This window comes from Actinospica robiniae DSM 44927 (assembly GCF_000504285.1).
Taxonomy (GTDB): Bacteria; Actinomycetota; Actinomycetes; order Streptomycetales; family Catenulisporaceae; genus Actinospica; species Actinospica robiniae.
Genome location: NZ_KI632511.1, coordinates 3,070,838 through 3,094,520 on the forward strand (window position 1 = coordinate 3,070,838; position 23,683 = coordinate 3,094,520).

Sequence of the window (23,683 nt, forward strand, 5' to 3'; positions counted from 1 at the left end):
CCACGTCGCGGCCTTGTCCCTTGGCACTCCGCTGGACCCCGGGCTGCGGCTGACGATGAACTTCCACCCGGACCGCGAATCCGGCGGCCGGCCGATCCTGCGCAAGATGGCCGATGACGGCGTCTACCGTTCGCAGTTCTCGACCGGCACGAGCAACGGCGGCCTGACCGCCTACCCGGGCGGCGACCGATGGCTCTGGGAAAGCCGCATCTTCGCCGGCGCCTACGATGCCGCCGACCCCGAAGAACGACCCGTCTACGGCGCGCTGAACTTCACGCGCGACCCGACCGGCGCCGCACCGCGCTTCGGCTCGTCGCACTTGCGTCTCACCGAAGCCGCCCTCGGCAGAGCAACGTTCTGCTATCCGGACAGTTCCGCCGACCCGCGTGCGTTCGGCGTCTCTGAACGGTTTTCCCTCATCGATCTCGCCGAGGCCGCGAAAGTCGATGCCCTGGACGGCCACATCGAAGCCCAGATCCACGGCCCCGTCAGGCTCGACTGCGATATCGAAGCCCTCGTCCTCGACCCCAGCTACCGCGGCACGCAAGTCGAAGAGGCGGCCCACGCCCTGCCGTGCCCGATCGAGTGGCACCAGGGTTTCCAGCTCACCGTCGACCGGTTGCAACGCCACCCGGACTACCGCGGCCGGCAGTACGTGGATCTGGGCACTGAAATCGCGATCGACGGCCGATTGGACCCGCGCATCATCGGCCTGGCGGCCCGCTGCGGCCGCTACGAACTACAGGACCTGAAGAAGGTCTGGCACTGCTTGGCCCGTTTCGGCGCGCCGAGCCGGGGATCGCGCCTATAGCTGCCTGTGGCTGCGCACCCAGAACACAACGTCGAATACGAGGGTGCCGACGGCTATGCCGGTGTAGTCGGCCCAGTCTTCGTTGAAGCCGAGGACCGCGGCGACGGCGAAGCTGCAGGCGATGCCCGCGGCGAGGCCGGTGAAGAGAGCGGCCTTGCCGCGGTGGACGTGCTGGGTCATGAACACCGGCAGGGCGGGGATCGCGACGAGGAGCGTCATCACGGGGGACGGGCCGCCGGGCTGAGTGAGATCTCCGCGGTAGAAGTTGTACAGCGCGTACATGTTCAGCACTGTGGCCCAACTGAGGACGGCGGCTGGGGCGGGTCGCGGCGCTCCCTGGCGGACAGTCTTGATGTTCACCGCTGGATCATAGGGGTGCGCCGCGACCGCGTGCCAGGGCCGGCCCGGGCAGGCTCAGTGGCGGAAGTCGCGCGGGAAGGCTTCGATGATGCCGTCGGAGAGCATGTCGGCCATGCCGAGGACCTGCTGGTGCACCTGGTCGAAGTCGGCGATGTCCTGGGCGTAGTGGCCCTCGAGACGGTCGCCGGCCTCCTTGAGGGTCAGGTCGAGGTGGTGCTTCATCATGGCGCGCAGGTCGGCGTCGGACCAGTGGCGGGGGTTGAGGCTGTGCAGGAAGTCGGCGATCTCGTTCGCGTTGTCGTACCAGGCCCGCTCGGCGGCGGCTAGCTTGGCGGCGTCGCCGGCCTTGGCTGCGACGAGGATGTCGACGGCGGTGAGGATGTGGACGCGCAGCAAGGAGGTGAGGTGGTTGCCGGCCGCGTTGCCGTAGAAGGGCTTGAAGGCGTTGCCCAGATCGGTCTGGTTCTGCAGCAGGCGGGTCTCGGTGGGGCCGAGATCGGGCAGATCGCCGGCGAAGCTGACGATCGCGAGGCGCGTGTAGGTGATGTGGTCGTCCCACAGTTCGCGCATCTGGTCGTGCAAGCGCAGCGCGCTGGCCGACACCGAGCCGGCGGCAGAGGCGTGCTCGGCGGCGAAGCTCGGCTGGACACCGCCGAGAGCCGTGATGGACAGGGTCAGGGCGGCCACGGCGGCGGCGCGGCCGAGTTTGGCCGGCCGGAGACGGAGCGAGCTCGCCGCGGGGCGGCGGGAATGGAACAGGGACATGCGAACCTCCCGAGCGGTCTGATGGCAACGCGAGCATCACATGGGGTTGCTTCGCCGGAGTCTCGCCACGCGGGAGGTTACCTCGAAGGGGGACGTCCCGAACGAGGGCACCGGTAGCCGGCGTGTAAGTCGGTGCGGCGCGGCCGGCGGCCGGTGCGCGAGCGCGCACCGGCCGCCGGGGGAGACTCGCCGTGGATCAGTTCGTGACGGTCGCGGTGGCGGAGCCGCCGAAGTTGCTCTCGACGATGATCGGCTGGTCCGGCTCGAAGACCTCTCCGCGCTGGTCCTGGTAGCGGCCGCCGCCCTGGTTGGTCAGGGTGATGCCGGTGAAGGTGCCGTCGGCGTCGAACACGGTCAGGATCGCGTTCGGGTTGGAGTCGGTGGCGGCGATGGTCTGCACGCCCTTGTCCCAGCGGAACTCGGTGATCCGCACGGTGTCGGGGGCGGGCGCGCTGCCGGGGTTCACGGTGAGGGTGGCGCTGATCGAGTTCCCGAACGCGGTCGCGGTGATGGTGACGGCGGTCGGCGCGGTGACGGCGGTGGTGTCGATCGCGACGGCGACGCTGGAGTGGCCAGGGGTGACGACGGCTTCGTCCTGGGTGTTCGGGTCGAACCCGGCCACCGCCGGGTCGCTGCTGGCGAGCTGGACGACCGCGCCTTGGCTCGCCGAGGAGGCGAAGGTCACGGTCGCGGTCTCGCCGCCGCCCCCGGTCACCGAGGCCGGGGTGAAGGTGATCGACTTGAGCGCCGGCGTCACGCTGCCGCCGCCGTTGCCGCCACCGCCGTTCCCGCCACCGCCGCCGCCGCTGGCGAAGGCGGGCGAGGCGGTGAAGGTCAGCGCGGCGGTGAACGCCGCGGCGGCGGTGGCCGCGGCCAGACGTGCGGCCCGGCGGTGCGGCGACCGGGTCAGGGTGCTGGTCATCTGCGTGTCTCCCGTGAATGAGAGGTCTGATGGGTGGGGCCCCATCCTCCACACGGCCGCGACCGGACGTCCGGTTCACTGTGATATGTGAGAATTGCCTGAGAAGTTCGGCGCGAGTGTGGCAGAAGACTGACGGCGACCGCGCCGGGGAGGCGAAGCGAGCCGCGCGGATCCGCGTCCTGATACACGGCGGCCGGGCCCGGGCGGTTCGAGCCGGCCACGCGTCAGAACTCTGTGTCAGGGAGGCGACGCGGGACGAGCGCTCAGCCGCGGATGGCCTGGGCCAGGCTGAAGCCGGCGAGCAGCAGCATCAGCAGGCCGGCCACCCGCGTGATCACCGTCATCGGCACCAGCTTGAGCAGCCCGCGGCCGCCGACGATCGCGAGCGCGGCCACCGCCCACAGGCCGGCCACCGCGCCTATGCCGACGGCGATCGGGTCGTGGTAGCGCGCGGCGAGGTTGGCGGTCAGGATCTGGGTGAGGTCGCCGAACTCGGCGACCAGGATCACGCCGAACGCGGTGGTGGCCACGCGCGCGAAGGTCGGCGCCTTGCCGCCCTTGATGTCGATGTGCTCTTCCTCCTCCTCGCCGTGGCGTCCGCGCAGCATGAGCACGGCGCCGAGGAGGAACAGGGCGGCGACCACGCCTTCGAGCACGCGGTGCGGCAGCAGCGTGAGCAGGCTGCCGGCGGCGATGGCGAGGACGACGTGCACGGCGAACGCGGCGGCGGCGCCGGTGAACACGTACGAGGGGCGGTAGCGGGTGCCGAGCACCAGGCTGGCCAGTGCCGTCTTGTCCGGCAGTTCGGCCAGGAAGACCAGGCCGAAGACGGTGGCGATCAGGGCGAGACTCACATGGATCCTTCGGGGGCGGGCCGCGCCGAACCGGCCCGCGGGATGGGGACGCCTCGGCCCGGCAGCGGTGGAACGGCTGCAGGTGCCGAAGGTCTCGCCCAGCGCCCGACTTCCGGCGCCCCCGGGGGCCGGACCGCGCCCGAAGGCTCTGGTCAGTATGTCGACGTCCCGGCGCGGGGCTACTCCCCTTCGCTGGCACCAGGGTACCAGCCGGAACGGGGCGGTCCGGCCACGGGACCAGCGGCCGAGCACACACGTGCTGAGACCGGGGGAGCGTTCGTCGCCGTCCGCGCCCGCGGCGTCAGGCGGTCTCGACGGGCCGGCCGCGGAAGCGGTAACGCAGGAAGAGATACGAGCCCTGATTGCGGACGCTGATCAGCTCGGCCTGCTCACGGTACTTCGGCAGCAGTTCGAGTCCTGCGACGAGCCCTTCGCGCGGGATCCGGTCGCGCCCGGCCAGGAGCGGCGAGACGGTCAGGAACAGCTCGTCGAGCAGCGAAGCGCCGATGAGTTGTGCGAGCAGGTGCGGCCCGGCTTCGGACAGGACGGTGGTGTGGCCGCGCTCGCGCAGGACCTGGATGAGCGCGGCGAAGTCGACGGATTCCCCGGCGCCCAGTTCCACGACTGTGCACCCTGCGGGCAACCGGCCGCGCAGTTCGGCGGCCCCCTTCGCGGTCGTGGCGATCAAGGCGCCGGATTGCAGGGCGGGATGGTCCGTGGGCAGATTGCCGCGCGCGGTGACGACGACGAGTTCGGGTTGGGCGGGCAGGCGGCGTGCCCGGCGCAGCGCGGAGAACGCGTCGGCCGCGGCCGGGTAGACGTACTCGGGGACCCAGCGGTGGTCGGCGGAGGCGCGCAGGGTGCCGGCGCCGACGAGCACGGCATGGGCGCAGGCGCGCAACAGCCCCATGGTGAACCGGTCGGCCGGGGCGTGGCCGCTGATCGTGGATCCGGACGAGGGGAACTCCGGGCCGAGGGCGACGACACCGTCGAGCGAGGAGACGAAGTTGGCGTAGAGACAGGGCTCTGTGAAGCCGAGTTCGCCGCCGTAGAGCCGGGCCAGCTCGGCCGGCAGCGGTTCGCGCAGCAGATCAGGGTCCTCATAGAGGCGGACCAGCGGCTCGGCGTCCACGGCGTCTCAGAACCGGCCGCGGTGGGAGCTCGCCGAACTGCAGAGCTCGAAGAAGTCGTTGCGCAGCTGGGCGTCGCCGTCGTAGTTGCCGCGCCAATAAGTGGTGCGGGTGCTCGAGTTCAGCTCGTACACGCCGCGCATCTGGGTGCACAGGTGCACGGCCTCGAGGTGCACGGCCACGCCGTGCGGCTGCAGGATCCGTTCGAGCCCGTCGGCGAGCTGCTGGCCGATGCGCTCCTGCACGGAGAAGCGGCGGGCGAAGAGCCTGACCAGGCGGGTGAGCTTGGACAGGCCGAGGATGTGCTCGTGCGCGACGTAGCCGATGTACGCGCTGCCGAAGAACGGCAGGCTGTGGTGCTCGCACAGGGAGAAGAACGGGATCGGGCCTTCGACCACCTGGCTGATCCGGCAGTCGGATCCACCGTGGCACTCCGTGGGGAACGCGGTGACCAGCTTGTCGTCGCCCTCGTAGCCGCTGGTCGCGTCGTAGAGAGCGCGCAGGAACCGGCGCGGGGTGAGGTCGGTGGCGATGGTGCCGCCCGGCAGGCCGAGCGCGCTGAAGATCTCCCGCAGGTAGCCCTCGTAGCGCTGCCACTGCTCGTCGTCGATGCGGCGCGGGTGCACGGCCGTCCACTCGGTGCTGTCGTAGCCGACGTCGTCTCCGGCCATTCCGTCGACCGTCGGCGTCTCGGGGTGGTGGTGAGCGTTCACGTGTGCGCGCTACCCCCGGTCGGCGGCGATCATGCCGGGACCGGGGCCATTGCGGTTGCCGGGTGCGGCCGCGGGGGCTTGGCTGGGTGGTAGCGGGTCGCCGCAGGGGGCAGCGCTGCGAGGGAGATGAACGGGGATGGCATCGACGACGTTCGTGATCATCGGGGCGAGCCTGGCGGGCGCCAAGGGCGCCGAGGCGCTGCGAGAGGCGGGCTACAGCGACCGGATCGTGCTCATCGGCGACGAGACCGAGGTGCCGTACGAGCGGCCGCCGCTGTCCAAGCAGTACTTGCAGGGCAAGCAGGAGCTTGAGAAGGCCTTCGTCCACCCGGCGGAGTGGTACGGCGACCACGACATCGACCTCCGGCTCGGCACCACGGCCGCCGCGATCGACCGGGACGGGCGGAGCGTGACGCTCGCGGACGGCACCCGGGTGGCGTACGACGCGCTGCTGCTGGCCACCGGTTCGAGCCCGCGCCGTCTGCCGGTGCCCGGCGGGAACCTCGAGGGCGTGCACTACCTGCGCCGGATCCCGGATTGCGAGCAGATCAAGGCCACACTCCGGACCGCCTCGCGCGTCGTGTTCGTCGGCGGAGGCTGGATCGGGCTGGAGGTGACGGCGGCGGCCCGCGAGGCTGGGATCGAGGCCGTCGTCCTCGAGGCGGACGAGCTGCCGCTCGGGCGGGTGCTCGGCCCGGAGATCGCCCGCGTCTTCGCCGACATGCACCGGCAGCACGGCGTCGACCTGCGCCCCGGCTCCCACGTCACCGAGATCCTGAGCGAGGGCGGTCGGGCGAGCGGCGTGCTGCTGGCCGACGGCACGCGCATCGGTGCGGACGCGGTGGTCGTCGGCATCGGTGCGGCGCCCAACATCGGCCTGGCCGAGGCGGCCGGCCTGACCATCGACAACGGCGTCCGGGTCGATGCCTCACTGCGCAGCTCCGACCCGCACGTCTTCGCCGCCGGCGACGTGGCCAACGCGTTCCATCCCTTGCTGGGCAAGCACATCCGGGTCGAGCACTGGGACAACGCCCGCAAGCAGCCCGCCGTGGCCGCGCGAGCGATGCTCGGCGAGGAAGCCGTCTACGACCGGGTGCCGTACTTCTTCACCGACCAGTACGACCTCGGCATGGAATACTCCGGGTACATCGAGCCGGGCGGCTACGACGACGTCGTGGTGCGCGGAGACCTCGAGGGCCGCGAGTTCCTCGCCTTCTGGCTCGCGGACGGCCGGGTCAAGGCCGGTATGAACGTCAACATCTGGGATGTGAACAAGCAGATCCAGCAGTTGGTGCAGACTGGCGGTCGTGTCGACGCGGCGAAGCTCGCCGACGCCGACACGCCCCTGGACCAGGTCGCCGCCAGCTGACCGTCATTTCGCGAATGAGGGTTGGCCTTATTTGCCAATGCAGTCAGGGGCCAGCCCTCATCGGCTGTAAAGGCCGGTTCCGGATACACCCGTAAGCGTTACCCTGATCCCGTGGCCCCCGAAGAGAACGACGCGCTCGCCGCACTCGGCGCGCTCGGCGACGACACCCGCCGCGGCATGTACGCCTTCATCCGCCGCGCCCATCGCCCGGTCAGCCGCGAGGAGGCGGCCGAGAGCGTCGGGATCTCGCGCAAGCTCGCCGCTTTCCACCTCGACAAGCTCGTGGACGTCGGCCTGCTGCGCACCCGCTTCGACGCCCCCGGCCGCACGCGCAAGGTGGGGCGCGCACCGAAGCTCTACGAGCCCGCGCCCGACGCGATCCGGGTCTCGATCCCCGAACGTCGGCACGAACTGCTCGCCGAAATCCTTGCCGCCGCGGTCACCGCAGAAGAGCCCGACCGCCCGGCCCGCGAGGCGGCCTTGGAGGTCGCCGACCGCCGCGGCCACGCGTTCGGCTCGCACGAACGCGAACGCCACCGGCCCGGGCGCCTCGGCACGGAACGCGCACTGAGCCTGGCCGCGTGCAGCCTCGAGGAGTTCGGCTTCGAACCCGAACGCACCGCGCCCGACCAGGTGCTACTGCGCAACTGCCCGTTCCACCCGCTCGCGATCACCTCGACCGACCTGGTCTGCGGGATCAACCACCGCTTTCTCACCGGCTTCCTGCGCGGCCTGGGCGCGGACGGCGCCGCCACCGCCGTGCTGCACCCCGACGAGGAAGCGTGCTGCGTGCGCCTTTGCTCGTCCGGGCACGCGTCCTGCGGCGAGCCCGAACCGCCGGCCGAGGCATCCACTACTTATCCATAGGCAGGGATTCCGCGATCTTCTCCGTGGCGCCGGTGAGCGCGGAGCGCTCGATGGCGTCGAGCACGCGGTGGTGGGCCGCGCCGACGTGGAAGTCCGGCTGCGGACGGCGTCCATCGGCCAGCGCTTGGCCGATTCCCCGGTAGAGGGCTGCGACGTTGGCGATCGGCCCGGCGGCCGGGTCGAAGGGGACGGTCCGGTAGCTCTCGGGCGGCTTCACCGGCTCGCCGTCGACGCGGATGTCCCAGTCCGTCCAGTGCAGGTAGGTACCGGGCCTCGGCTGAGTCACCGTGACCGTACCGGCGGAACCCACCAGTTTGATCAGGAACCCGTCGGGCGAGCCGCTGCCTCCGTGCACGACGGCGGAGGCGGTGGCGCCGCTCTCGAGGACGCCGTGGAGCAGGACCTGCGAGGGCACGGCGTTGGGCACCGTGCGGCCGCCGGTCCCGGTGACTTCGACCCGGTCGTGGGCGCGGGGCAGCCGGGCGGAGACCTCGACCAGCGGTCCGGTGATCCGGGCGAGGGTGGCCAGGAAGTGGCCGGCCATGACGGTCAACAGCGAGGTGCCGCCGGCCGGGTCGGTGGACCAGTCCAGTTCCGGCGCGATGCGGGGGCCGCCCAACGGGTCTCCGGCGGCGACGAGCACGGCCGATTCGAGCCGGCCGATCGCGCCGTCGGCGAGCAGGTCCGCCACGAACCGGGCGTCCGGGGACCAGTGGCCCTGCAAACCCACGGCGTGCGCGACGCCGGCCGCGTCGGCTTCCCGGGCGAGACTCTCGGCTTCCGCGGCGTCCACACCCAGCGGCCATTCACAGAGCACGTGCTTACCTGCGGCCAGCGCCGCCCGTACCGCGTCCGCGTGCCGCGCGGCCCGGACCGACACCACGACGAGGTCCACCTCGGGATGGGCGGCGAGGGCGGCGGCGTCCGCGAAAGCCAGTTTGGCGCCGTGGGCGGCCGCCGCCTGCTCGGCGGTGGCCTGGTTGGTGGTCGCCACGGCCGTCACCTGGAACTGCGGCAGTCCGGCCAGGGCGGGCAGGTGCGAGACGCCCGCCCAACCGCTCGCACCGACGACTCCTACTTTGATCACGTGCCCTCCCCGGGCTCCGTCCGAGCTAGATTCATACCGAACGGTACAAAACTAGGGGCCGCGGATCCCCGGCGCAAGGGGTAACGTACCGATAGGTAAAAAACCCGAGGAGGAAGCGCCATGCCCGGAGGCCGTCCGCGCGCGTTCGATCCGGACGCGGCGCTCGACGCGGCGCTGGAAGTGTTCTGGCGGCAGGGCTACGAAGGGAGCTCGCTGGCCGACCTCACCGCGGCCATGGGCATCAACCGGCCGAGTCTCTACGCCTCGTTCGGCAATAAAGAGCAGCTGTTCAGCGCCGCGCTCGACCGCTACTTCGCCGGTCCCGGCGCATACGCGGCCGACGCACTGGCGGCTCCCACGGCGCGAGAAGTCGTCGAACGGCTGCTCTTCGGGGCGGTCGGGCTGACCGCCGGGCCGCGCACTCCGCCCGGGTGCCTGTGCGTCGACAGCGCGCAGGCCTGCGCCCCCGACGCCGAACCGATCCGCCGAGAGGCGGTCGCCCGGCGGATGGCGGGCGAAACCGCGCTGCGCCGGCGCTTCGAGCGCGCCGACGACCTCCCGCCCGACTGCGATCTGGGGGACTTCGCCCGTCTGGTCCACACCGTCACCGACGGCATCGCGGTGCAGGCCGCGAGCGGGCACACCCGCGCCCAGCTGCAGCGCGTGGCAGTCCTCGCACTCCGCATGCTGTTTCCGGCCGGGCCGGCCGGCGCGGGAAACGTCTGATATCGGGGGGCCGGACCGTTTTGGCCCGGGAAACCGCGCTCGAGAAGATCGTTCAGATTTCGCACGGTCTATGAGATGATGAGCTGCCCTGCGCTGACTGGACCTCAGGTCCGCAGGGGCCGCCCGCTGTACGCACGAACGGGAGGCGAACGCTGTGAAGCGACCCCCCAGACTCCACCTCCGCCGCCGACGCCCGCCCCGCTCCGAGACCCGCGCGCCCCGGCGCGTCCGGGCCCGGCTGCTCGGCGCCGCCGCGATCCTGGTCCTGTGCACCACCTCCGCGTGGCTCGCGCTGCTGGTCACCCCCTCCCAGACCGTCTCCACCGCGGGCCAGAGCGTGCAGGTGGGCGCGGCCGACCCGGACTTCTCGCTGTCCGGGCCGGGCGAGCTGGACCTGTTCGGCCAGACCATGCCGACCACGCTGAAGTTCCACGGCCTGATCCGGCCCAAGCTCGAGCTGACCCACATCTCGCTGGACAACCAGCTCGCGCAGTTCGTCCAGACCTCGTCGGCCAAGCACAGCACGACCGGCGACCTGGCCTCCGCGCTGATCAAGGGCTGGGAGCACTACTTCCTCTGGCAGACGCTGATCGCCGGCGCCTTCGCCGTGCTGCTCCTGCTCGCGGTGGCCGGGGTGCGCCGCTATCCGCACCGCACCACGATCAAGCTGGTCGCCTTCGGCGCGCTGACCGCGGTGGTGCTCAACGTCGGCTTCGTCGTCGCGTTCGCGGCCGGCACCCCGGGCACGCTGCGGCAGGTGCATTCGCTCGACGACCTGGTCGGGAGCACCCCGGTCGGGGCCGCCCCTGAGCCGGTGGGCGCGAGCCTGCCCGGCGTGCAGGCGGTGGTGCTCGGGGATTCCACTGCGGCCGGGCTGGGCAACCCGCTGGTGCGCAACCCGAGCGCGCTCGACCGCGCCTGCGGGCGCAGCAGCGACTCCTACGCGGCCGATCTGGCCGAGGTCAACGCCTGGAACGTGCTGAACCTGGCCTGCAGCGGCGCGACCGTCGCGGACGGGATCCTCGGCCCGCAGCAGCTCGGCAGCGGCATCGCGGCGCCGCAGTTCGGCGTCCTGGAGCAGGCCTCGCACGCGTCCGTCGTGGTGGTCGGGATCGGCGCGAACGACCTGCAGTGGGAGGCGATGGCGGCGATGTGCGCGATGGGTCCGAGCTGCGACGACCAGGCCACCGCGGCGATGTTCCAGGCGAACCTCAACACCTTCACCCAGGACTACTACCAGCTGCTGCACGACCTGGCCGCGCTGCCGGCACATCCGCGCGTGCTGATCAACGAGTACTTCTCCCCCTTCGGCGCCAAGCTGGACTGCCTGAGCTCGGAGGGGCTGACGTCGGCGAAGGCCGCGACCCTGCTCGCCCGGCTGGGCACGCTCAACCAGGTGCTGGGCGACGGCGCGAAGACCTTCGGGTTCACCGCGGTCAAGCCCGAGTTCACCGGCCACGAGCTGTGCACCGCCCAGCCCTTCGTCCAGGGTCTGCACGACAGTGCCCCGATGCACCCCGACACGGCCGGGGAACTGGCCATCGCCCTCGCCGACCAGCAGGCTCTGAGCAAGACCGTGGCGGCGGCATCAGTGGTCGCGGACAGCACACACGCGCCCTGAGCCGCCGCCGAACGGCCTCAACCGAGCACGGCCTCGCGCGCCATGGCGGCCGCGCCGAGCAACGCCGCGGCATCCCCGAGCTGTGCGAGCTCAAGTTGCGTGCCGACCACGCCGCCGGTCTCAAGGCCGGCACGCAGCGGGCCGGCCACCAGGTCCCAGGCCCTCGCGATGGACCCTCCCACGACGACGATCGAGGGCTGGAACTGGGCGAGGCAGGGCGCGAGGACGCTGCCGAGCACCCGGAACGTCTCGGTGAAGACGACGCGCGCGGCCTGCTCTCCCCGGCGCGCCCGCTCGGCGATCCCGCGCACGTCGGGCGGTTCGGGCTCGCCCGTCTGCTCGGCGTAAGCCTGCCGGAGGGCTTGGCGCGAGACAGTCTCCTCCAGCGGCCTGCCTTCGAATCGCAGGAGGTCGACGCGTCCGCCCGGCGGGATGCCGGGGCCTTCGCGCACGCTTCGGCCCTCGTGCAGGAAGGCCGAGCCCACGCCGGTGCCGAGGGTGAAGCCCGCGGCCGTCTCGTGCCCGCTCGCAGCCCCTGCCCACCACTCCCCCGCCAGGAACGCCTCCGCGTCGTGGTGGAAGCTCAACGCCGACGCGTCGGTGTGCAGCCGTGCCGCCAGCGCGGCGCCCAGGTCGTAGCCGTTGAGCGCGTCGAACTTGCCGACGCCGGTGTACCGGCCGATGCCTTCTTCGTAGTCGAACGGCCCCGGCAATGCGATCGCCCAACGGTTTCCCGGCAGCGCGGGCAGGCGCGATGCGCATTCGACGAGGACGCCGACGATCTCTTCGGCAGCCGCATGGCTGTCGAGCGGCAGGCGGCAGCTCCGGCCGGGCACGACCGCGCGGCTGCCGACGGCCACGTGCGCGGCGGTCACGTGCGTGCCGCCGATGTCCATGGTCGCGACGACCGAATCAGCGTCCGCGTTCACCGGACGAGGGCCTTGACATAGCGGACCGGCCCATGACCAAGGGCCCTTACACGGTACGCGCCGACCGACGCCGGCATGGTCAGCGTCTCGGCGTATGCCAGAACGTAGCGATGTCCACTGTCTGTCTCCACTTCAACGCCGTCTCCGTGCACGACGTTGAGGATATGGAACGCCCCAGCCGTCGCATCGCTCGCGGTGGCCTGCGGATCAAGTTCGAATCTGCGGACCTCGAAGAACATCTCCGGCAGCCGGCCGATGAGGTCTTCGCGCCAACCGGGGCCCGCACGCAGTTCCCTGGCTTGCTGGACGAGGTCTCGGGCGACGGCGTCGCCGGTCCGGTCCGGGTTGAGGTTCTCGAACGCGTGCCCGACATGCACCGGGCGCTGCCTGCCTTCGCGGTCCGTCCGCAGCCAGTCATAGAAGCGGAGGCTGTAGAGGTATGGCGTGGCACTGATTTCGAGGACGACGTTGCCTTCGCCGCTGCCGTGCGGGGTTCCGGCGGGGATGAGGAACAGCTGGTGCTGCTCGGCGGGGAACGTCTGGACGTAACGCTCGATGTCGAAAGGCACTGCCTCATGCACCGCGCGGTCGGCTTCCTGCCGGAACTCCTCGAGATCCGCTCCTTCGCGCAGGCCGAGGAACACACGGCGTTGCGGTCCGCCGACCATCATGTAATAGGTCTCGTGCTGGGTGTAGGGCCAGCCGAAGACGCTGCGCATGTAGTCCGGCTGCGGGTGGCAGTGCACGGAGAGGTTCCCGCCGCCGACCGTGTCGAGGTAGTCGAACCGGATCGGGAACGACGTGCCGAACATCGCGTGGACGTCGCCGCCCAGGACTTCCTCGGGATGCAGCGCCACCAGCAGTTGCAGCGGCAGTTCGACGCGCGGACCGTCCGGGTTGCCGACGAGGATGCCGCTCTCCGGGGCGATCAGCTCGTAGCCGAGCGCCGTGTTGGGCGCGGCTCGGTTGAAGGCGAGCCGTTCTTGCGCCCAGTGCCCGCCCCAGGACGTCGTGTTGAACGTGGGGCGGGTACGGAACGGCCGGTTCGCGAGGTGTGCCAGTGCCTTACGAAGCGCCGGGCCCTCGATCCAGGCCGGAGTGCGGGAGTCCTGCGTATCGAGCCAGAGGTCGATGTCGCCGGCGATCTCGTCCCGATGCCGGTCCAGGACGGGCCAATCGATGTAGAACAGGCGCCGCGTCGTGCCCGGGCCGGTGCCGATCGGCTGGCCCAGGTTGCGGCCGCGTCCCGCGGTGATCTCGGCTTCGGCGTATCTCTTGGGCAGATCGGCGTACCAGAGCCGGTCGTGCCGGACGAGGGCCGCACCCGGGCCGAAGACGATGGTCACCGCGTCGTCCTCGACCGCGACCGGCGGCACCTGGCCGAGGAGATCGGCCAGGCCCGCTTCGGCGAGCGGGGCGAAGTCGGGATCCTCCTCCAGCACCGCGGACGCGGTGCCGGCGAGGATCTCCGGCCAGGGAGCGAAGTGCTCGCGGATGTCCAGCAGGTTCACCAGCAGGCCGCGATACTCCAGCGCGTCGCGTATCTCGCCGGCGACGAGGTCCCAGGCGACGGCTGCGGGCCCGTCCACGCACAGGACGGATCCGCGGGCGAGGCTCGCGGAGGCCGTCGCATAGCCGAGCCCGACCGCCGCCTCGTCCACGACGTGACAGGGCTCTGTTTCGTATTTCGGCACCGGTGTCACAGTTCTCCTTCGGACGGCTGGTTGCCGCCCGTCGTCACCGGCCAGGCCAGCACCGGACGACGCAGCTTCTCGGCGTGCTCGGCGATCACGGCCCGGTCCGGCCCGGCGAGCGTCAGCAGCCCGTAGCGGAGTTTGACAGTGCCCTGCTGTATCTGCGGGAAGTTCGTGTCCCAGTAGTTGTTGGCCGCCCAGCTCAGCAGCAGCGGATCCGAGCCCCGGTCGACGGCGGCGGGCGGCGGCCCGAAGTGGAAGCCGCCGAACTGCACCAGCGGCGCGTCCGGGGTGATCAGCGCGACGGCGCCGGTCTCGTCCCACATGGCCGCGGTGGATTGCGCCGTCACCCAACCGCGCGAGGCGCCCGGCAGCTGCTGCTCGTCCAGGCGCACGGCCTGGCCCGCGGTGTCGAACTCGGCCTGCCACCCCGCTTCCAGCGCCAGCGGCAGGGCGAAGTAGACGCCGCGCGGCGAGGCGTCCCCGACCAGATCCACCTCGATGTCGACGCGGATGAGCGGGTCGAGCGCGTCCAGCCAGATGCGTTGGACGACGCCGCGGGTGCCGGGGGCCTCGAACCGGCGCTCGAGCAGCACCCGGCCGGCCCGCTGCTCGACCGTGCAGCTCAGGATCCGCTCGGCCGGCTCGTGCCGCGGCGTCCACGGCTCCCAGCAGGACTCGTCGATCATCTCCCGGTCCAGGTCGCGCCGGTAGAACGCGCGGCGGGAGCCGTCGACGAGCGGGTCCGGGCGCTCCTGGACGAACGAGAGCAGGTCCATGCCCGGCCGGGGCCGCAGGATCTCGCGTCCGGTGCCGCGGTCGAGCAGGGACAGGATCCGCCCGGAGTCGGAGTCGTAGGTCAGCACGTGGAACGGCGACTCGATCCGGCCGATGGCCGCGACGCGGTTGACCGCTGTGGCGAAGTTCAACTCCCGGGCCGCGTGCCGGTGCCGGACGAGCTCGTGCGTCGGCTGGCCGGCGAACGACGGGGTCGGCAGCTGGTCGAGGTCGAGGATCCGCCAGCTGTCGGGTGCGAGGGTGATCGGGCCGGTCGCTCGGCGCGCCTCATCCGGTCCGGGCACCCGCCACGGCCGGTTCTCGTACGCCATGCGGCTGGCCCGGTACGTGCGCTCGGTGGCGGGGGTCGGTTCGGCGAACCAGCTCTCCGGCAGATCCAGCGCGACGGTGCGTTCGAACGGCGTGGGGTTGACCACCAGGACGCCGGCGATCCCCTTGTCCGCGACCGGATTCCCGGCCAGCCGCTCGAGCCCGTCCATCACGGCGAACGCGGCGAGTTCGTGGCCCTCGTGCGCGGACGCCTGCTTCATCGCCTCGATCGAACGGGCCTGCGGGTTGGCCGGGTCGGAGTTCCAGTGGCTCGCGGTGTGCTCGTCGAAGGCGTCGGCGCGCTCGGCCGCCTCGGCCATCGCCGCGGGCTCGGCCCGCAGCGCCTCCGCCGTCCGCAGCAGCGACTTCGTGCCCTGGTTCAGCGCGGTCTCGGCCGGCATGCTGCCGACGCCGAAGCTCCAGTAGTCGGTCCAGTCGCCGTCGAGGACCGGGACCTCGTCCTCGGGCACCGCGTGTACACGTTCCCTGAGATCGTCGAACGTGGCGTAGCGGATGCGCGGGCCGAGCTGCTGCTCGTTCCAGCGCTGGATCAGGCTTGGAAGATAAGGGTTCGGCGGCGCGTTGTCCCACATGATCGGCGAGCAGGTCGAGGTGAGGTAGACGAACGGCAGCCGGTATCCGGCCCGGCGCAGGCGCTCGTGGAAGGCGTCCCAGCCGACGGCCATCCGCTCCACCGAGTCGTCCCAGGCGTTGAGCAGCTGGTCGAACATCGTGTAGTGGCTGCCGTTGAACACGCGCAGGCGCCGGCCCGACGGGGTCTGCCAGGCGAACAGCCCCGGCCTCGGGGTGACCGGCCCGCCGAGGTGCCGGTTGACCGCCATCACGAACAGGTCGACTCCGGCGTCGAGCAGCTCGTCGGCGATCGGCCACGGGATGCCGTTGACGTCGTGCTGGCAGGCGACCGGGATCGGCCGTCCGACGACGTCCTCGAGCTCGCGCTTGCCGGCCAGCAGGCGGCGGATGCCCGGCCGGTCGATGGTGGAGCTCACGTGCCAGCGGAGCGCGGACAGGCCGATCCGGCCCTGGTGGCACAGGTCCTGGAACCGGGCCACCTGCTCGGCGGAGGCGTCGGCCAGCCAGCGCCGCACCGGTTCCGTCGCCTCGCAGGTCCACTTGGGCCGGGCGCCCTCGGGCAGGTCGGCGGTACGCTCCAGCCAGTCGATCGCCTGGGATATGTACTCCGTCTGCAGCCGCCACAGGATCGGCTGGGAGTGGGTGTATCCGACGTCGAGATGGCTGTGGTGCAGCACCAGGATCTCTTCGATCGCCGTGTCCTGCTTCGGGATCGCGGTGCTCTGGTTCGATGTCACTTGGTGGCCCCTGAGGTCAGGCCGGCGATGAACTGCTTCTGCAGGGCCAGGTATCCGGCGACCGGGATCACCGCGGCCAGGAACATCACGCCGAACAGCTGCGCGTAGTTGGTGGAGTACTGGCCCAGGGACTGGTAGAGCCCGGTGGTGATGGTCTGGCCCTTGAGCGGTCCGAGGATGAACTGCGGGTTCATGAAGTCGTTCCAGATCCACAGCGACAGGAAGATCGTGACGGTGGCGGTGGCCGGGCGCAGCAGCGGCATGACGATCTTCCACCAGATCCGCAGCGAGCCGGCCCCGTCCATGGACGCCGCCTCCACGATCTCGGTCGGGACCGCGCGCAGGAAGCCGGAGTAGACGAACACCGCGAAGGAAAGGTAGCCGCCGCCCACGTTGGCCAGGACCAGGCCCGGGTAGCTGTGGTCGAGGTGCAGGAAGGTCAGGATCCTGATGGTCGGCAGCAGGACCACGGCGGGCGGGATCATCAGGCCCGCGCCGAACACCGCCAGCACGATCCGGCGCAGCCGGGCGGAGCGGCCGGTGAGCCAGAAGCTGAACGCGGCGCCCAGCGGGACGATCAGCAGCAGCGAGGCGATCACGGTGACCGCCGAGTTCGCCAGGCCGATCTGGACGATCCGGTCCGGGCGGGCCAGCGCGTCGGTCAGGTTCGCCATCGTCGGCGGCGCGGGCGGCGCCACCGGGTTGCCGAGGATCTGGGACTGGCTCTTGAACGCGTTGACGATGGTGAGGTAGATCGGGCTGACGAAGGCGAGCGTGAGCATCGCGGCCGCGATGAGGTGGCCGCGCGAGGCCCAGGGCCGGCGCCGGGCGCCCGGAGCCGGGGCGGCGGGCGGCGCGCTGCGGCGCTGTTGCGTGGTCAGGACGGTCACAGGTCCACCTCCCGGCGGCGAAGCAGGCTGGTCACGGACAGCGCGATCACGGCGGAGACGACCAGCAGCAGCATGGCCACGGCCGAGGCGTACCCGAAGCGGTCGTCGGTGAAGGCGAGGTTGATGATGTAGAGCGCGGTCGACTGCGTCGCGAACGCGGGTCCGCCGCCGGTGAGCGCGGCGATGATGTCGTAGAGCTTGAGCATGGTGATCAGCGAGATGGTGACGCTGATCGTGGTGCCGGGGGCCAGCATCCGGAAGGTGATGTGGCGGAACTGCTGCCAGCGCCCGGCCCCGTCCACCCGCGCGGCCTGGTACATCTCCAGCGGGATGGACTGGAGCGCGGCCAGGTGCACCACCGTGGTGAAGCCGGTCAGCACCCAGGCGGCGACCACGCCGACCGAGAACATGGCCAAATCGGGGGTGCCGAGCCAGGAGATCGGCCGGGAGATGATTCCGAGGCCGGTCAGCAGGTGGTTGAGGATGCCGTCCTCGGCCATGATGTAGCGCCAGACGAAGCCCACGATCACGCCGGAGAGCACCTGCGGCAGGAAGGCGACGGTGCGCATCATCCGGAAGCTGAGCGAGGTCTTGTTCAGCAGGACCGCGAAGCCGATGCCGGCGGCGTTGGCCACCACGGTCACCCCCGCGGCGAGCGCCAGGGTGAAGCCGAGGCTCGCGGCCAGCGTGCTGTCGTGGGTCATCTCCCGGTAGTTGGCCAGGCCGACGAACTTCGCCTGGGCCATCAGCGGGTTCTCGTCGGTGAAGCTCTTCCAGGCGCTCATGATCACCGGGACGATGATGAACAGGGCGTAGAGCCCCAAAGCGACGGCGGCTATGGCGCCGAGGGCGGGGTCGCCGCGGCGGCGACGGGCTCGGGTGGTCATGGCGCTTTCCTTGGCTGGAGATCGGCTGGGCGGGGACGAGGCGCCGGCGCCGGGCTGCGCGAGCCCGGCGCCGGCGGCCGGATCACTGGGTCGCGGTGTTCCACTCGCCGTCGAGCTTGGCCATCTGCCCGGCGACGTCGTTGGAGTTGAACAGCGCCTGTGAGGCGGCGTAGAAGTCGTCGTTCAGGCCCGAGGGCATCGAGTCGTCGTTGGTGGCCCAGCCGATGGCCGACACCTTCGTGTTGTCCTGCGTCACGTACGAGTACGAGTCCTTGAACACCTGGGTGACGTTCACGTCGTAGTCGTCCAGCGTCTTGCCCTTGAGCATCGGGAACGCGCCGTCGCCCTCGATCAGGGTCTTGAGGTTGGCCGGGTCGAGCGACCAGTCCTCGGCGAAAGCGGTGGCCTTGGCCGGGTCCGGGGTCTTGGCGCTGATCGCCATCGAGCCGCCGACCGAGAAGGGCACCACCAGCGTGCCGTCGTCGGTCGGGGTCATGAACGAACCGAAGTCGTCCGCGGTGGCCTTGGGCACGGAGCCGAGGAACCAGCTGCCCATCATGTACATGGCCGTCTTACCGGAGGTGAAGTTGGTGATCGAGTCGGCGTAGCTGACGCTCAGGGCGCCGGGCTCGAAGTACCCGTCGGTGACCATGGTGCGGTACTTCGCGACGGCCGTCTCCACGTTCGGGTCGGTGAAGTGGACCTTGTTCTGGTACCGCTCCTGCAGCCAGTTCGGGTCCTTGCCCAGCACGTCCGCGGAGAGGATGCCGACCAGCGGCATCGAGGCCGCGAACGAGTCGCCGCCGCCGAGTTCGATCGGGGTTATGCCGGCCGCCTTGAGCTTGGCGCAGTCGGCCATGAAGTCGGACCAGGTCTTCGGGGTGCCGCTGATGCCGGCCTTGGCGAACAGGGACTTGTTGAAGAAGACCATCGGAATGATCTGCGAGTTGGTCGGCGGGATGTAGACCTTGCCCTTGTACGCGTTGCCCATCGGCAGCAGAAAGTTGGCGTTGACCCAGCTCTGCGGGTACGGCTGGATCAGGCCGGCCTGGGCGAAGGTGGACGGGGTGATCGACTGCAGCAGGTCCGGGAACTGGCCGGAGGCCTGCAGCTGCTTGGCGTACGCGTCCCGGTCGGTGTTGGGCGAGACGACGTCCTTGATGCTCAGCCCGGGCACCTTGGCCTGGGCGGAGGCGATGGAGGTCTTCCAGAAGGACGCCGTCAGGTCCGGCGTCTCGAAGGTCAGGTAGGTCAGCGTGACATCGCCCTTGGGGCTTGCGGGCGCAGCGGCGGAGCAACCGGCGGAGAAGGCGAGTCCGGCGGCGACGAGAGTGCTTGCGAGAAGGCGACGATGCCTCATTCAAGTCTCCTGGGGGATGATGTGACCCGAACGGTGTGGGGCTCGACGCCGGGCCACCGACCGAGATAACGTTATCGCGAGGATAGAGTCAGAACGCCGGAACGTGTCAAGAGTCGATCCGATAACGGCGCCGCCACGAGGGACGAGAGAGGGACCGGGATGAGCCCAGCACGGGGCGGGAGCGGAGCCGGAGCGCGGCCCAAGCGCCCGACCATGGTCGACGTCGCGCGCGAGGCGGGCGTGGCGCTGCGCACGGTCTCGCGCGTGGTCAACGACGACCCGACCGTCGGCCCGGAGTACGTGGTGAAGGTGCAGGCCGCGATCGCGGCGCTCAACTTCCGCCCGGACGAGCGGGCCCGGCAGCTGCGCACCGGCGTCACCGGCACGATCGGCGCGGCCGTGCGCCGGATCGCCGAGGTCAACCCGGAGCTGGCCGCGATCGAGCGGACCGCGCGCGAGTGCGGGCTGACCCTGCTCGCCTCTTCGACGGACTTCGACGAGGCCAGGGAGCGCGACATCCTGATCTCGATGTGCCGCCAGCGGCTGGACGGGATCATCCTCGAGCCGATCGGGGAGAGCCACAGCTACCTCGAGCCGGAGCTCGAGGCGGGCATGCCGATGGTCTCGATGGACCGGCCGATGAGCGGGATCTCGGTGGACTGCGTCATCTCCGACAACGCCTCCGGCATCGGCATGGCCTTCCACCACCTGCACGAACACGGCCACCGGCGGATCGCCTACATCGGCGACGGCGAGCGGGTCTTCTCCGGCCGGGAGCGGGCCGCCGCCTTCCGGGCCGCGCTGCGCTCGCACGGCCAGCCGGTCGAGGACCTGGTGCACCCGGGCGAGCTGACCACCGAGCGGGTGGGCGCGGCGCTGGAGCGCGCGCTGCACGGCGCCCAGCCGGCGACGGCGCTGGTCACCGGCAACATGGACAGCACCATCGCGGTGCTGCGGCTGCTCGGGCGGGAGGCGGCGAGCCGGATCGCGATCGTCGGCTTCGACGAGGTGCCGCTGGCCGACCTGCTCCAGCCCGCGCTCACCGTGGTCGCCCAGGACACCGCGACCATCGGGCGCACCGCGGTCGAGCTGCTGCGCAAGCGGATGGCCGAGCCGGGCCGGCCGGTGCAGAACGTGGTGGTGCCGCTCGAGCTCAAGGTGCGCGGCTCGGGGGAAGTGCGCGCCTGATCCCCGGCCCGGCGGGGCGGGCGCGCTCGCGGCGCCGGTTCCGGAACCCCGCGGGCCCTTGACAGACGCCAACGCCAGCCCCCACTCTTCCGGATAACGTTATTTCGAACGGGCCCCAGGGTCCGTCGAAGCCGCCCGCCCGCGTGAGGGTCCGGGCTCGCTGCCCCCTGCCCGAGAATACCGACGCGGACCTGAATCTCAAAGATGAGAGGTCAGCTAGATGATACGAGGTGCGCGGTCCGGACGGACCGTGGGCACGATGATGGTCGCGGCGCTCGCCGCGACGACGCTCGGCACCGCGCTGGCGCCCACCGCCCGCGCGGACTCGGTGACCGCCGGACAGGCCTGGCGGATCGTCCAGCAGTACACCGGTGTCTGGACCAGCCCGCCGACCAACCTGACCAACGGCAACACCGTCGACGCGCCGATGCTGGGCAACGGCGACATCGGCGTGGCGGTCGGCGGCTCGATCGCCGACCAGACGATGTACATCGGCAAGAACGACTTCTTCTCCTCCTCCACCCACGCCATCAAGCCGCTCGGCCGGATCGTCGTCACCGACTCCGCCATGTCCGGCTCGTCCTACCACGTGGTGCAGAACATCGCCCAGGCCGAGGTGGACGGCACCTACACGCTCGGCGCGCAGACCCTGGCCACCAGCAGCTGGGTGGACGCGAACGCCGGCATGTTCGTCACCTCCTTCACCCTGACCGGCGGCAGCGCGCAGACCATCGGGATCACCCTGCAGAACGGTTCCGGCGGCACGCCCACGGTCACCACCACCGGCAGCGACCTCGACGCCGACGTCTACGCCGACACCGGCTCCGGCAGCGACCCGCACGCCCGGATCGCCGCGCGCACCATCGGCCAGACCCAGTCGATCTCCGGTAACAAGATCAACCTGACCATCCAGCCGGGCACCACCTCCACCCTGGTAACCGGGATCGTCTCGAGCATCGACAGCTCGAGCTGGCAGTCGAGCGCCGACTCGCTCGTCGGCAGCCTCAGCCAGAGCGACGTGAACACCCATCAGTCCGCGCACCGCTCCTGGTGGCAGACCTACTGGAACCAGTCGTACGTCGAGATCCCGGACAAGTCCGTCGAGAAGAGCTGGTACGGCTCGCTCTACCTGCTCGCGTGCGTGTCCCGGTCCGGGAAGACCGCGCCCGGGCTTTGGGGCGACTGGATCACCGGCTCCATGGGCTGGAACGGCGACTTCCACACGAACTACAACTACGAGGCGCCGTTCTACTCGGCGCTGTCCACCAACCACATCGCGCAGATGGACTCCTACGACAAAGCCGTCCTCGACTGGCAGTCCGGGGGCCAGAGCCTGGCGACGCAGAACGGGTACACCGGCGTGCTCTACCCGGTCGGGATCTCACCCGGCGGCACCAGCGCGGACATGAACCTGCACAACCAGAAGTCGGACGCGGTGAACCTCGCGAGCGACATGGTGATGCGCTACGAGTACACCGACGACAGCACGTACGCGGCCGAGGTCTATCCGTGGCTCAAGCAGGTGGGCCTGTTCTGGCAGAACTACCTCAGCTATAACGCGACCACCGGCACCTACGACATCCTCAACGACGCGCCGCACGAGGACCAGAGCTATCCGCAGACCGACAGCGGCATGTCCATCGGCCTGGTGCACCTGCTCTTCCAGGGCTTGATCGACATGAGCACGGCCCTCGGCCAGGACTCGAGCACCCGCACCACCTGGCAGAACATCGAGACCCACCTCAGCCCGCTGTCCACGATGACGGAGAACGGCCAGACCATCCTGCGCGAGACGCAGACCGGCAGCGACTTCATCAACGACGGCAACGACATCGACGCCCAGGCGATCTACCCCGGCAGCCTGATCGGGCTGGACAGCAGCTCGACCCTGCTGACGGACGGCCGCAACACCATCGGCGCGCTGACCAACGCCTGGGACGGCGGCAACGCCCCGGCCACGTTCTACGCCGCGGCCGCCCGGGTCGGATACAACCCGAACACGATCCTGACGAACCTGCACGACGAGGCCGCCAACCAGAGCTACCCGAACATGGCCGTGCACCACAGCGGCGGCGGCATCGAGAACCTGAACGTCACCACCTCCGGCCTGGACGAGATGCTGCTGCAGTCGTTCCAGAACGACGTGAAGGTGTTCGCGGACTGGCCGACCGGGACGAACGCGAAGTTCGGCGACCTGCTGGCCTACGGTGACTTCCTGATCTCCAGCAGCATGTCCGCCAACAGCGTCCAGTACATCCGGGCGGTGAGCCAGCACGGCGGGAACCTCGTGGTGACCAACCCGTGGTCGGGCTCGAACGTCGAGGTCTACAAGAACGGGACCGACACCGGCGCCGTCTCCGGCGCGAAGCTCACCATCGCGACCTCGGCCGGCGACACCGTCGACCTCGCGCCGGCGGGCACATCACTCCCCACCATCCAGACCGAGCTGTCCCAGCCGCTGCAGCAGACCACGAGCAGCAGCTTCAGCTCCGGCTTCGAGTCCACCGGCCCGGCGCCGACCTGGACCGACACCGTCGACACCACCGGCGGCGGTTCGGCCGGCGTCGCCGGCATCTGCTGCGGGCTGACCGGACCGGAGGCGGGTATCCGCACCGGCGAGACCTCGCACACCGGCAGCGGCTCGCTGATGTACTCGGGCCTGGCGCAGGGCGGCACCAACGTGCACGCCTACCTCAAGGTCTACGACCTGAGCGGCAGCCCGCTGGCCGTCGGCAGCGGCAAAACCCTGAGTTACTGGATCTACCCGCAGAGCAACGCCACCACCACCTGGGTCTCGGCCGGCTCCACCAACAGCACGTGCGTCGCCGTCGACCTGATCTTCACCGATGGCAGCACCCTGCGGGACTCCGGCGCCGTGGACCAGAACGGGAACAAGATCCATCCGGCGTCGCAATGCGGGCACCTGACGCTGGACGCGTGGAACCACGTCACCGTCAACCTGGGCACCAACAACGCCAACAAGCAGATCAGCAGGATCCTGGTCGGCTTCGACGATCCCAACGCGACCGGAGGCTACCGCGGTTACCTCGACGACCTGACGATCAGCTGACG

At 70.5% G+C, this 23,683-nt stretch carries 20 protein-coding genes; 7 read left to right on the top strand and 13 right to left on the bottom strand.

The window, feature by feature from the left end:
• The first annotated feature begins 55 nt into the window (after window positions 1-55).
• The gene (locus tag ACTRO_RS13195) at window positions 56-811 is read left to right on the top strand and encodes a DUF3626 domain-containing protein (RefSeq protein ID WP_051452371.1); all 756 of its coding nucleotides are present in this window, start codon (window positions 56-58) and stop codon (window positions 809-811) included.
• Here ACTRO_RS13195 and ACTRO_RS13200 read toward each other — a convergent pair.
• From ACTRO_RS13200 to folE, 6 genes are all read right to left on the bottom strand, one after another.
• The gene (locus ACTRO_RS13200; protein WP_157436141.1) at window positions 806-1,171 is read right to left on the bottom strand and encodes a hypothetical protein; all 366 of its coding nucleotides are present in this window, start codon (window positions 1,169-1,171) and stop codon (window positions 806-808) included. The two genes, ACTRO_RS13195 and ACTRO_RS13200, sit on opposite strands and share 6 nt — an antisense overlap.
• 54 nt (window positions 1,172-1,225) lie before the next feature.
• On the bottom strand, window positions 1,226-1,936 hold the full coding sequence (locus ACTRO_RS48860; RefSeq protein ID WP_211244222.1) for a hypothetical protein: 711 nt from the start codon (window positions 1,934-1,936) through the stop codon (window positions 1,226-1,228).
• 196 nt (window positions 1,937-2,132) lie between these two features.
• Entirely contained in the window at window positions 2,133-2,858 is a 726-nt protein-coding gene (locus ACTRO_RS13210; protein ID WP_034263425.1) for a hypothetical protein, read from the bottom strand.
• Window positions 2,859-3,121: 263 nt separating this feature from the next.
• Entirely contained in the window at window positions 3,122-3,712 is a 591-nt protein-coding gene (locus ACTRO_RS13215) for a TMEM165/GDT1 family protein (protein WP_034263426.1), read from the bottom strand.
• A 301-nt stretch (window positions 3,713-4,013) separates the two neighbouring features.
• A complete protein-coding gene (locus ACTRO_RS13220) occupies window positions 4,014-4,844 on the bottom strand; it encodes a RibD family protein (protein WP_051450772.1) in 831 nt (276 codons plus the stop codon).
• 6 nt (window positions 4,845-4,850) lie between these two features.
• Entirely contained in the window at window positions 4,851-5,555 is a 705-nt protein-coding gene (gene folE, locus ACTRO_RS13225; protein WP_051450773.1) for a GTP cyclohydrolase I, read from the bottom strand.
• A 136-nt stretch (window positions 5,556-5,691) separates the two neighbouring features.
• Between folE and ACTRO_RS13230 the strand changes: the two genes are divergently transcribed.
• On the top strand, window positions 5,692-6,924 hold the full coding sequence (locus tag ACTRO_RS13230; protein WP_034263427.1) for an NAD(P)/FAD-dependent oxidoreductase: 1,233 nt from the start codon (window positions 5,692-5,694) through the stop codon (window positions 6,922-6,924).
• Window positions 6,925-7,035: 111 nt separating this feature from the next.
• Window positions 7,036-7,791, top strand: a complete 756-nt coding sequence (locus tag ACTRO_RS13235) for a helix-turn-helix transcriptional regulator (protein ID WP_034263428.1) — start codon at window positions 7,036-7,038, stop codon at window positions 7,789-7,791.
• Here the strand turns inward: ACTRO_RS13235 and ACTRO_RS13240 are convergent.
• The gene (locus ACTRO_RS13240; protein WP_084316227.1) at window positions 7,778-8,878 is read right to left on the bottom strand and encodes a Gfo/Idh/MocA family protein; all 1,101 of its coding nucleotides are present in this window, start codon (window positions 8,876-8,878) and stop codon (window positions 7,778-7,780) included. The two genes, ACTRO_RS13235 and ACTRO_RS13240, sit on opposite strands and share 14 nt — an antisense overlap.
• 120 nt (window positions 8,879-8,998) lie before the next feature.
• Between ACTRO_RS13240 and ACTRO_RS13245 the strand changes: the two genes are divergently transcribed.
• Entirely contained in the window at window positions 8,999-9,604 is a 606-nt protein-coding gene (locus ACTRO_RS13245; RefSeq protein ID WP_034263429.1) for a TetR/AcrR family transcriptional regulator, read from the top strand.
• Window positions 9,605-9,758: 154 nt separating this feature from the next.
• A complete protein-coding gene (locus tag ACTRO_RS13250; protein WP_211244223.1) occupies window positions 9,759-11,225 on the top strand; it encodes a GDSL-type esterase/lipase family protein in 1,467 nt (488 codons plus the stop codon).
• Between the two features lie 17 nt (window positions 11,226-11,242).
• Here the strand turns inward: ACTRO_RS13250 and ACTRO_RS13255 are convergent, their stop codons facing one another.
• The 6 genes from ACTRO_RS13255 to ACTRO_RS13280 form a co-directional block, all read right to left on the bottom strand.
• Entirely contained in the window at window positions 11,243-12,154 is a 912-nt protein-coding gene (locus tag ACTRO_RS13255; protein ID WP_211244224.1) for an ROK family protein, read from the bottom strand.
• Entirely contained in the window at window positions 12,151-13,857 is a 1,707-nt protein-coding gene (locus ACTRO_RS13260; protein WP_425394859.1) for a class I mannose-6-phosphate isomerase, read from the bottom strand. Before ACTRO_RS13260 ends, ACTRO_RS13255 begins: the two co-directional genes overlap by 4 nt.
• A complete protein-coding gene (locus ACTRO_RS13265; RefSeq protein ID WP_245594366.1) occupies window positions 13,854-16,286 on the bottom strand; it encodes a glycoside hydrolase family 38 N-terminal domain-containing protein in 2,433 nt (810 codons plus the stop codon). Before ACTRO_RS13265 ends, ACTRO_RS13260 begins: the two co-directional genes overlap by 4 nt.
• Window positions 16,283-17,176: a carbohydrate ABC transporter permease gene (locus tag ACTRO_RS13270; protein WP_245594367.1), complete on the bottom strand. Its 894-nt coding sequence runs from the start codon at window positions 17,174-17,176 to the stop codon at window positions 16,283-16,285. The genes ACTRO_RS13265 and ACTRO_RS13270 overlap by 4 nt, the downstream gene beginning before the upstream one ends.
• The gene (locus ACTRO_RS13275) at window positions 17,173-18,063 is read right to left on the bottom strand and encodes a carbohydrate ABC transporter permease (protein ID WP_034263432.1); all 891 of its coding nucleotides are present in this window, start codon (window positions 18,061-18,063) and stop codon (window positions 17,173-17,175) included. Before ACTRO_RS13275 ends, ACTRO_RS13270 begins: the two co-directional genes overlap by 4 nt.
• Window positions 18,064-18,145: 82 nt before the next feature.
• On the bottom strand, window positions 18,146-19,423 hold the full coding sequence (locus ACTRO_RS13280) for an ABC transporter substrate-binding protein (RefSeq protein WP_034263433.1): 1,278 nt from the start codon (window positions 19,421-19,423) through the stop codon (window positions 18,146-18,148).
• A 159-nt stretch (window positions 19,424-19,582) separates the two neighbouring features.
• Between ACTRO_RS13280 and ACTRO_RS13285 the strand changes: the two genes are divergently transcribed.
• Both ACTRO_RS13285 and ACTRO_RS13290 read left to right on the top strand, forming a co-directional pair.
• A complete protein-coding gene (locus ACTRO_RS13285; RefSeq protein WP_051450774.1) occupies window positions 19,583-20,611 on the top strand; it encodes a LacI family DNA-binding transcriptional regulator in 1,029 nt (342 codons plus the stop codon).
• 259 nt (window positions 20,612-20,870) lie between these two features.
• Window positions 20,871-23,681, top strand: coding sequence for a glycosyl hydrolase family 95 catalytic domain-containing protein (locus tag ACTRO_RS13290; RefSeq protein ID WP_245594673.1), 2,811 nt, complete (start codon window positions 20,871-20,873; stop codon window positions 23,679-23,681).
• The last annotated feature ends 2 nt before the right edge of the window (window positions 23,682-23,683 follow it).

Excerpts from the sequence above, each read along its gene's own strand:
- ACTRO_RS13280 (WP_034263433.1), bottom strand. The coding sequence starts at position 19,423 with ATGAGGCATCGTCGCCTTCTCGCAAGCACTCTCGTCGCCGCCGGACTC.
- ACTRO_RS13230 (WP_034263427.1), top strand. The coding sequence starts at position 5,692 with ATGGCATCGACGACGTTCGTGATCATCGGGGCGAGCCTGGCGGGCGCC.
- ACTRO_RS13245 (WP_034263429.1), top strand. The coding sequence starts at position 8,999 with ATGCCCGGAGGCCGTCCGCGCGCGTTCGATCCGGACGCGGCGCTCGAC.
- ACTRO_RS13210 (WP_034263425.1), bottom strand. The coding sequence starts at position 2,858 with ATGACCAGCACCCTGACCCGGTCGCCGCACCGCCGGGCCGCACGTCTG.
- ACTRO_RS13290 (WP_245594673.1), top strand. The coding sequence starts at position 20,871 with ATGATGGTCGCGGCGCTCGCCGCGACGACGCTCGGCACCGCGCTGGCG.
- ACTRO_RS13275 (WP_034263432.1), bottom strand. The coding sequence starts at position 18,063 with ATGACCACCCGAGCCCGTCGCCGCCGCGGCGACCCCGCCCTCGGCGCC.
- ACTRO_RS48860 (WP_211244222.1), bottom strand. The coding sequence starts at position 1,936 with ATGTCCCTGTTCCATTCCCGCCGCCCCGCGGCGAGCTCGCTCCGTCTC.
- ACTRO_RS13285 (WP_051450774.1), top strand. The coding sequence starts at position 19,583 with ATGAGCCCAGCACGGGGCGGGAGCGGAGCCGGAGCGCGGCCCAAGCGC.
- ACTRO_RS13195 (WP_051452371.1), top strand. The coding sequence starts at position 56 with ATGAACTTCCACCCGGACCGCGAATCCGGCGGCCGGCCGATCCTGCGC.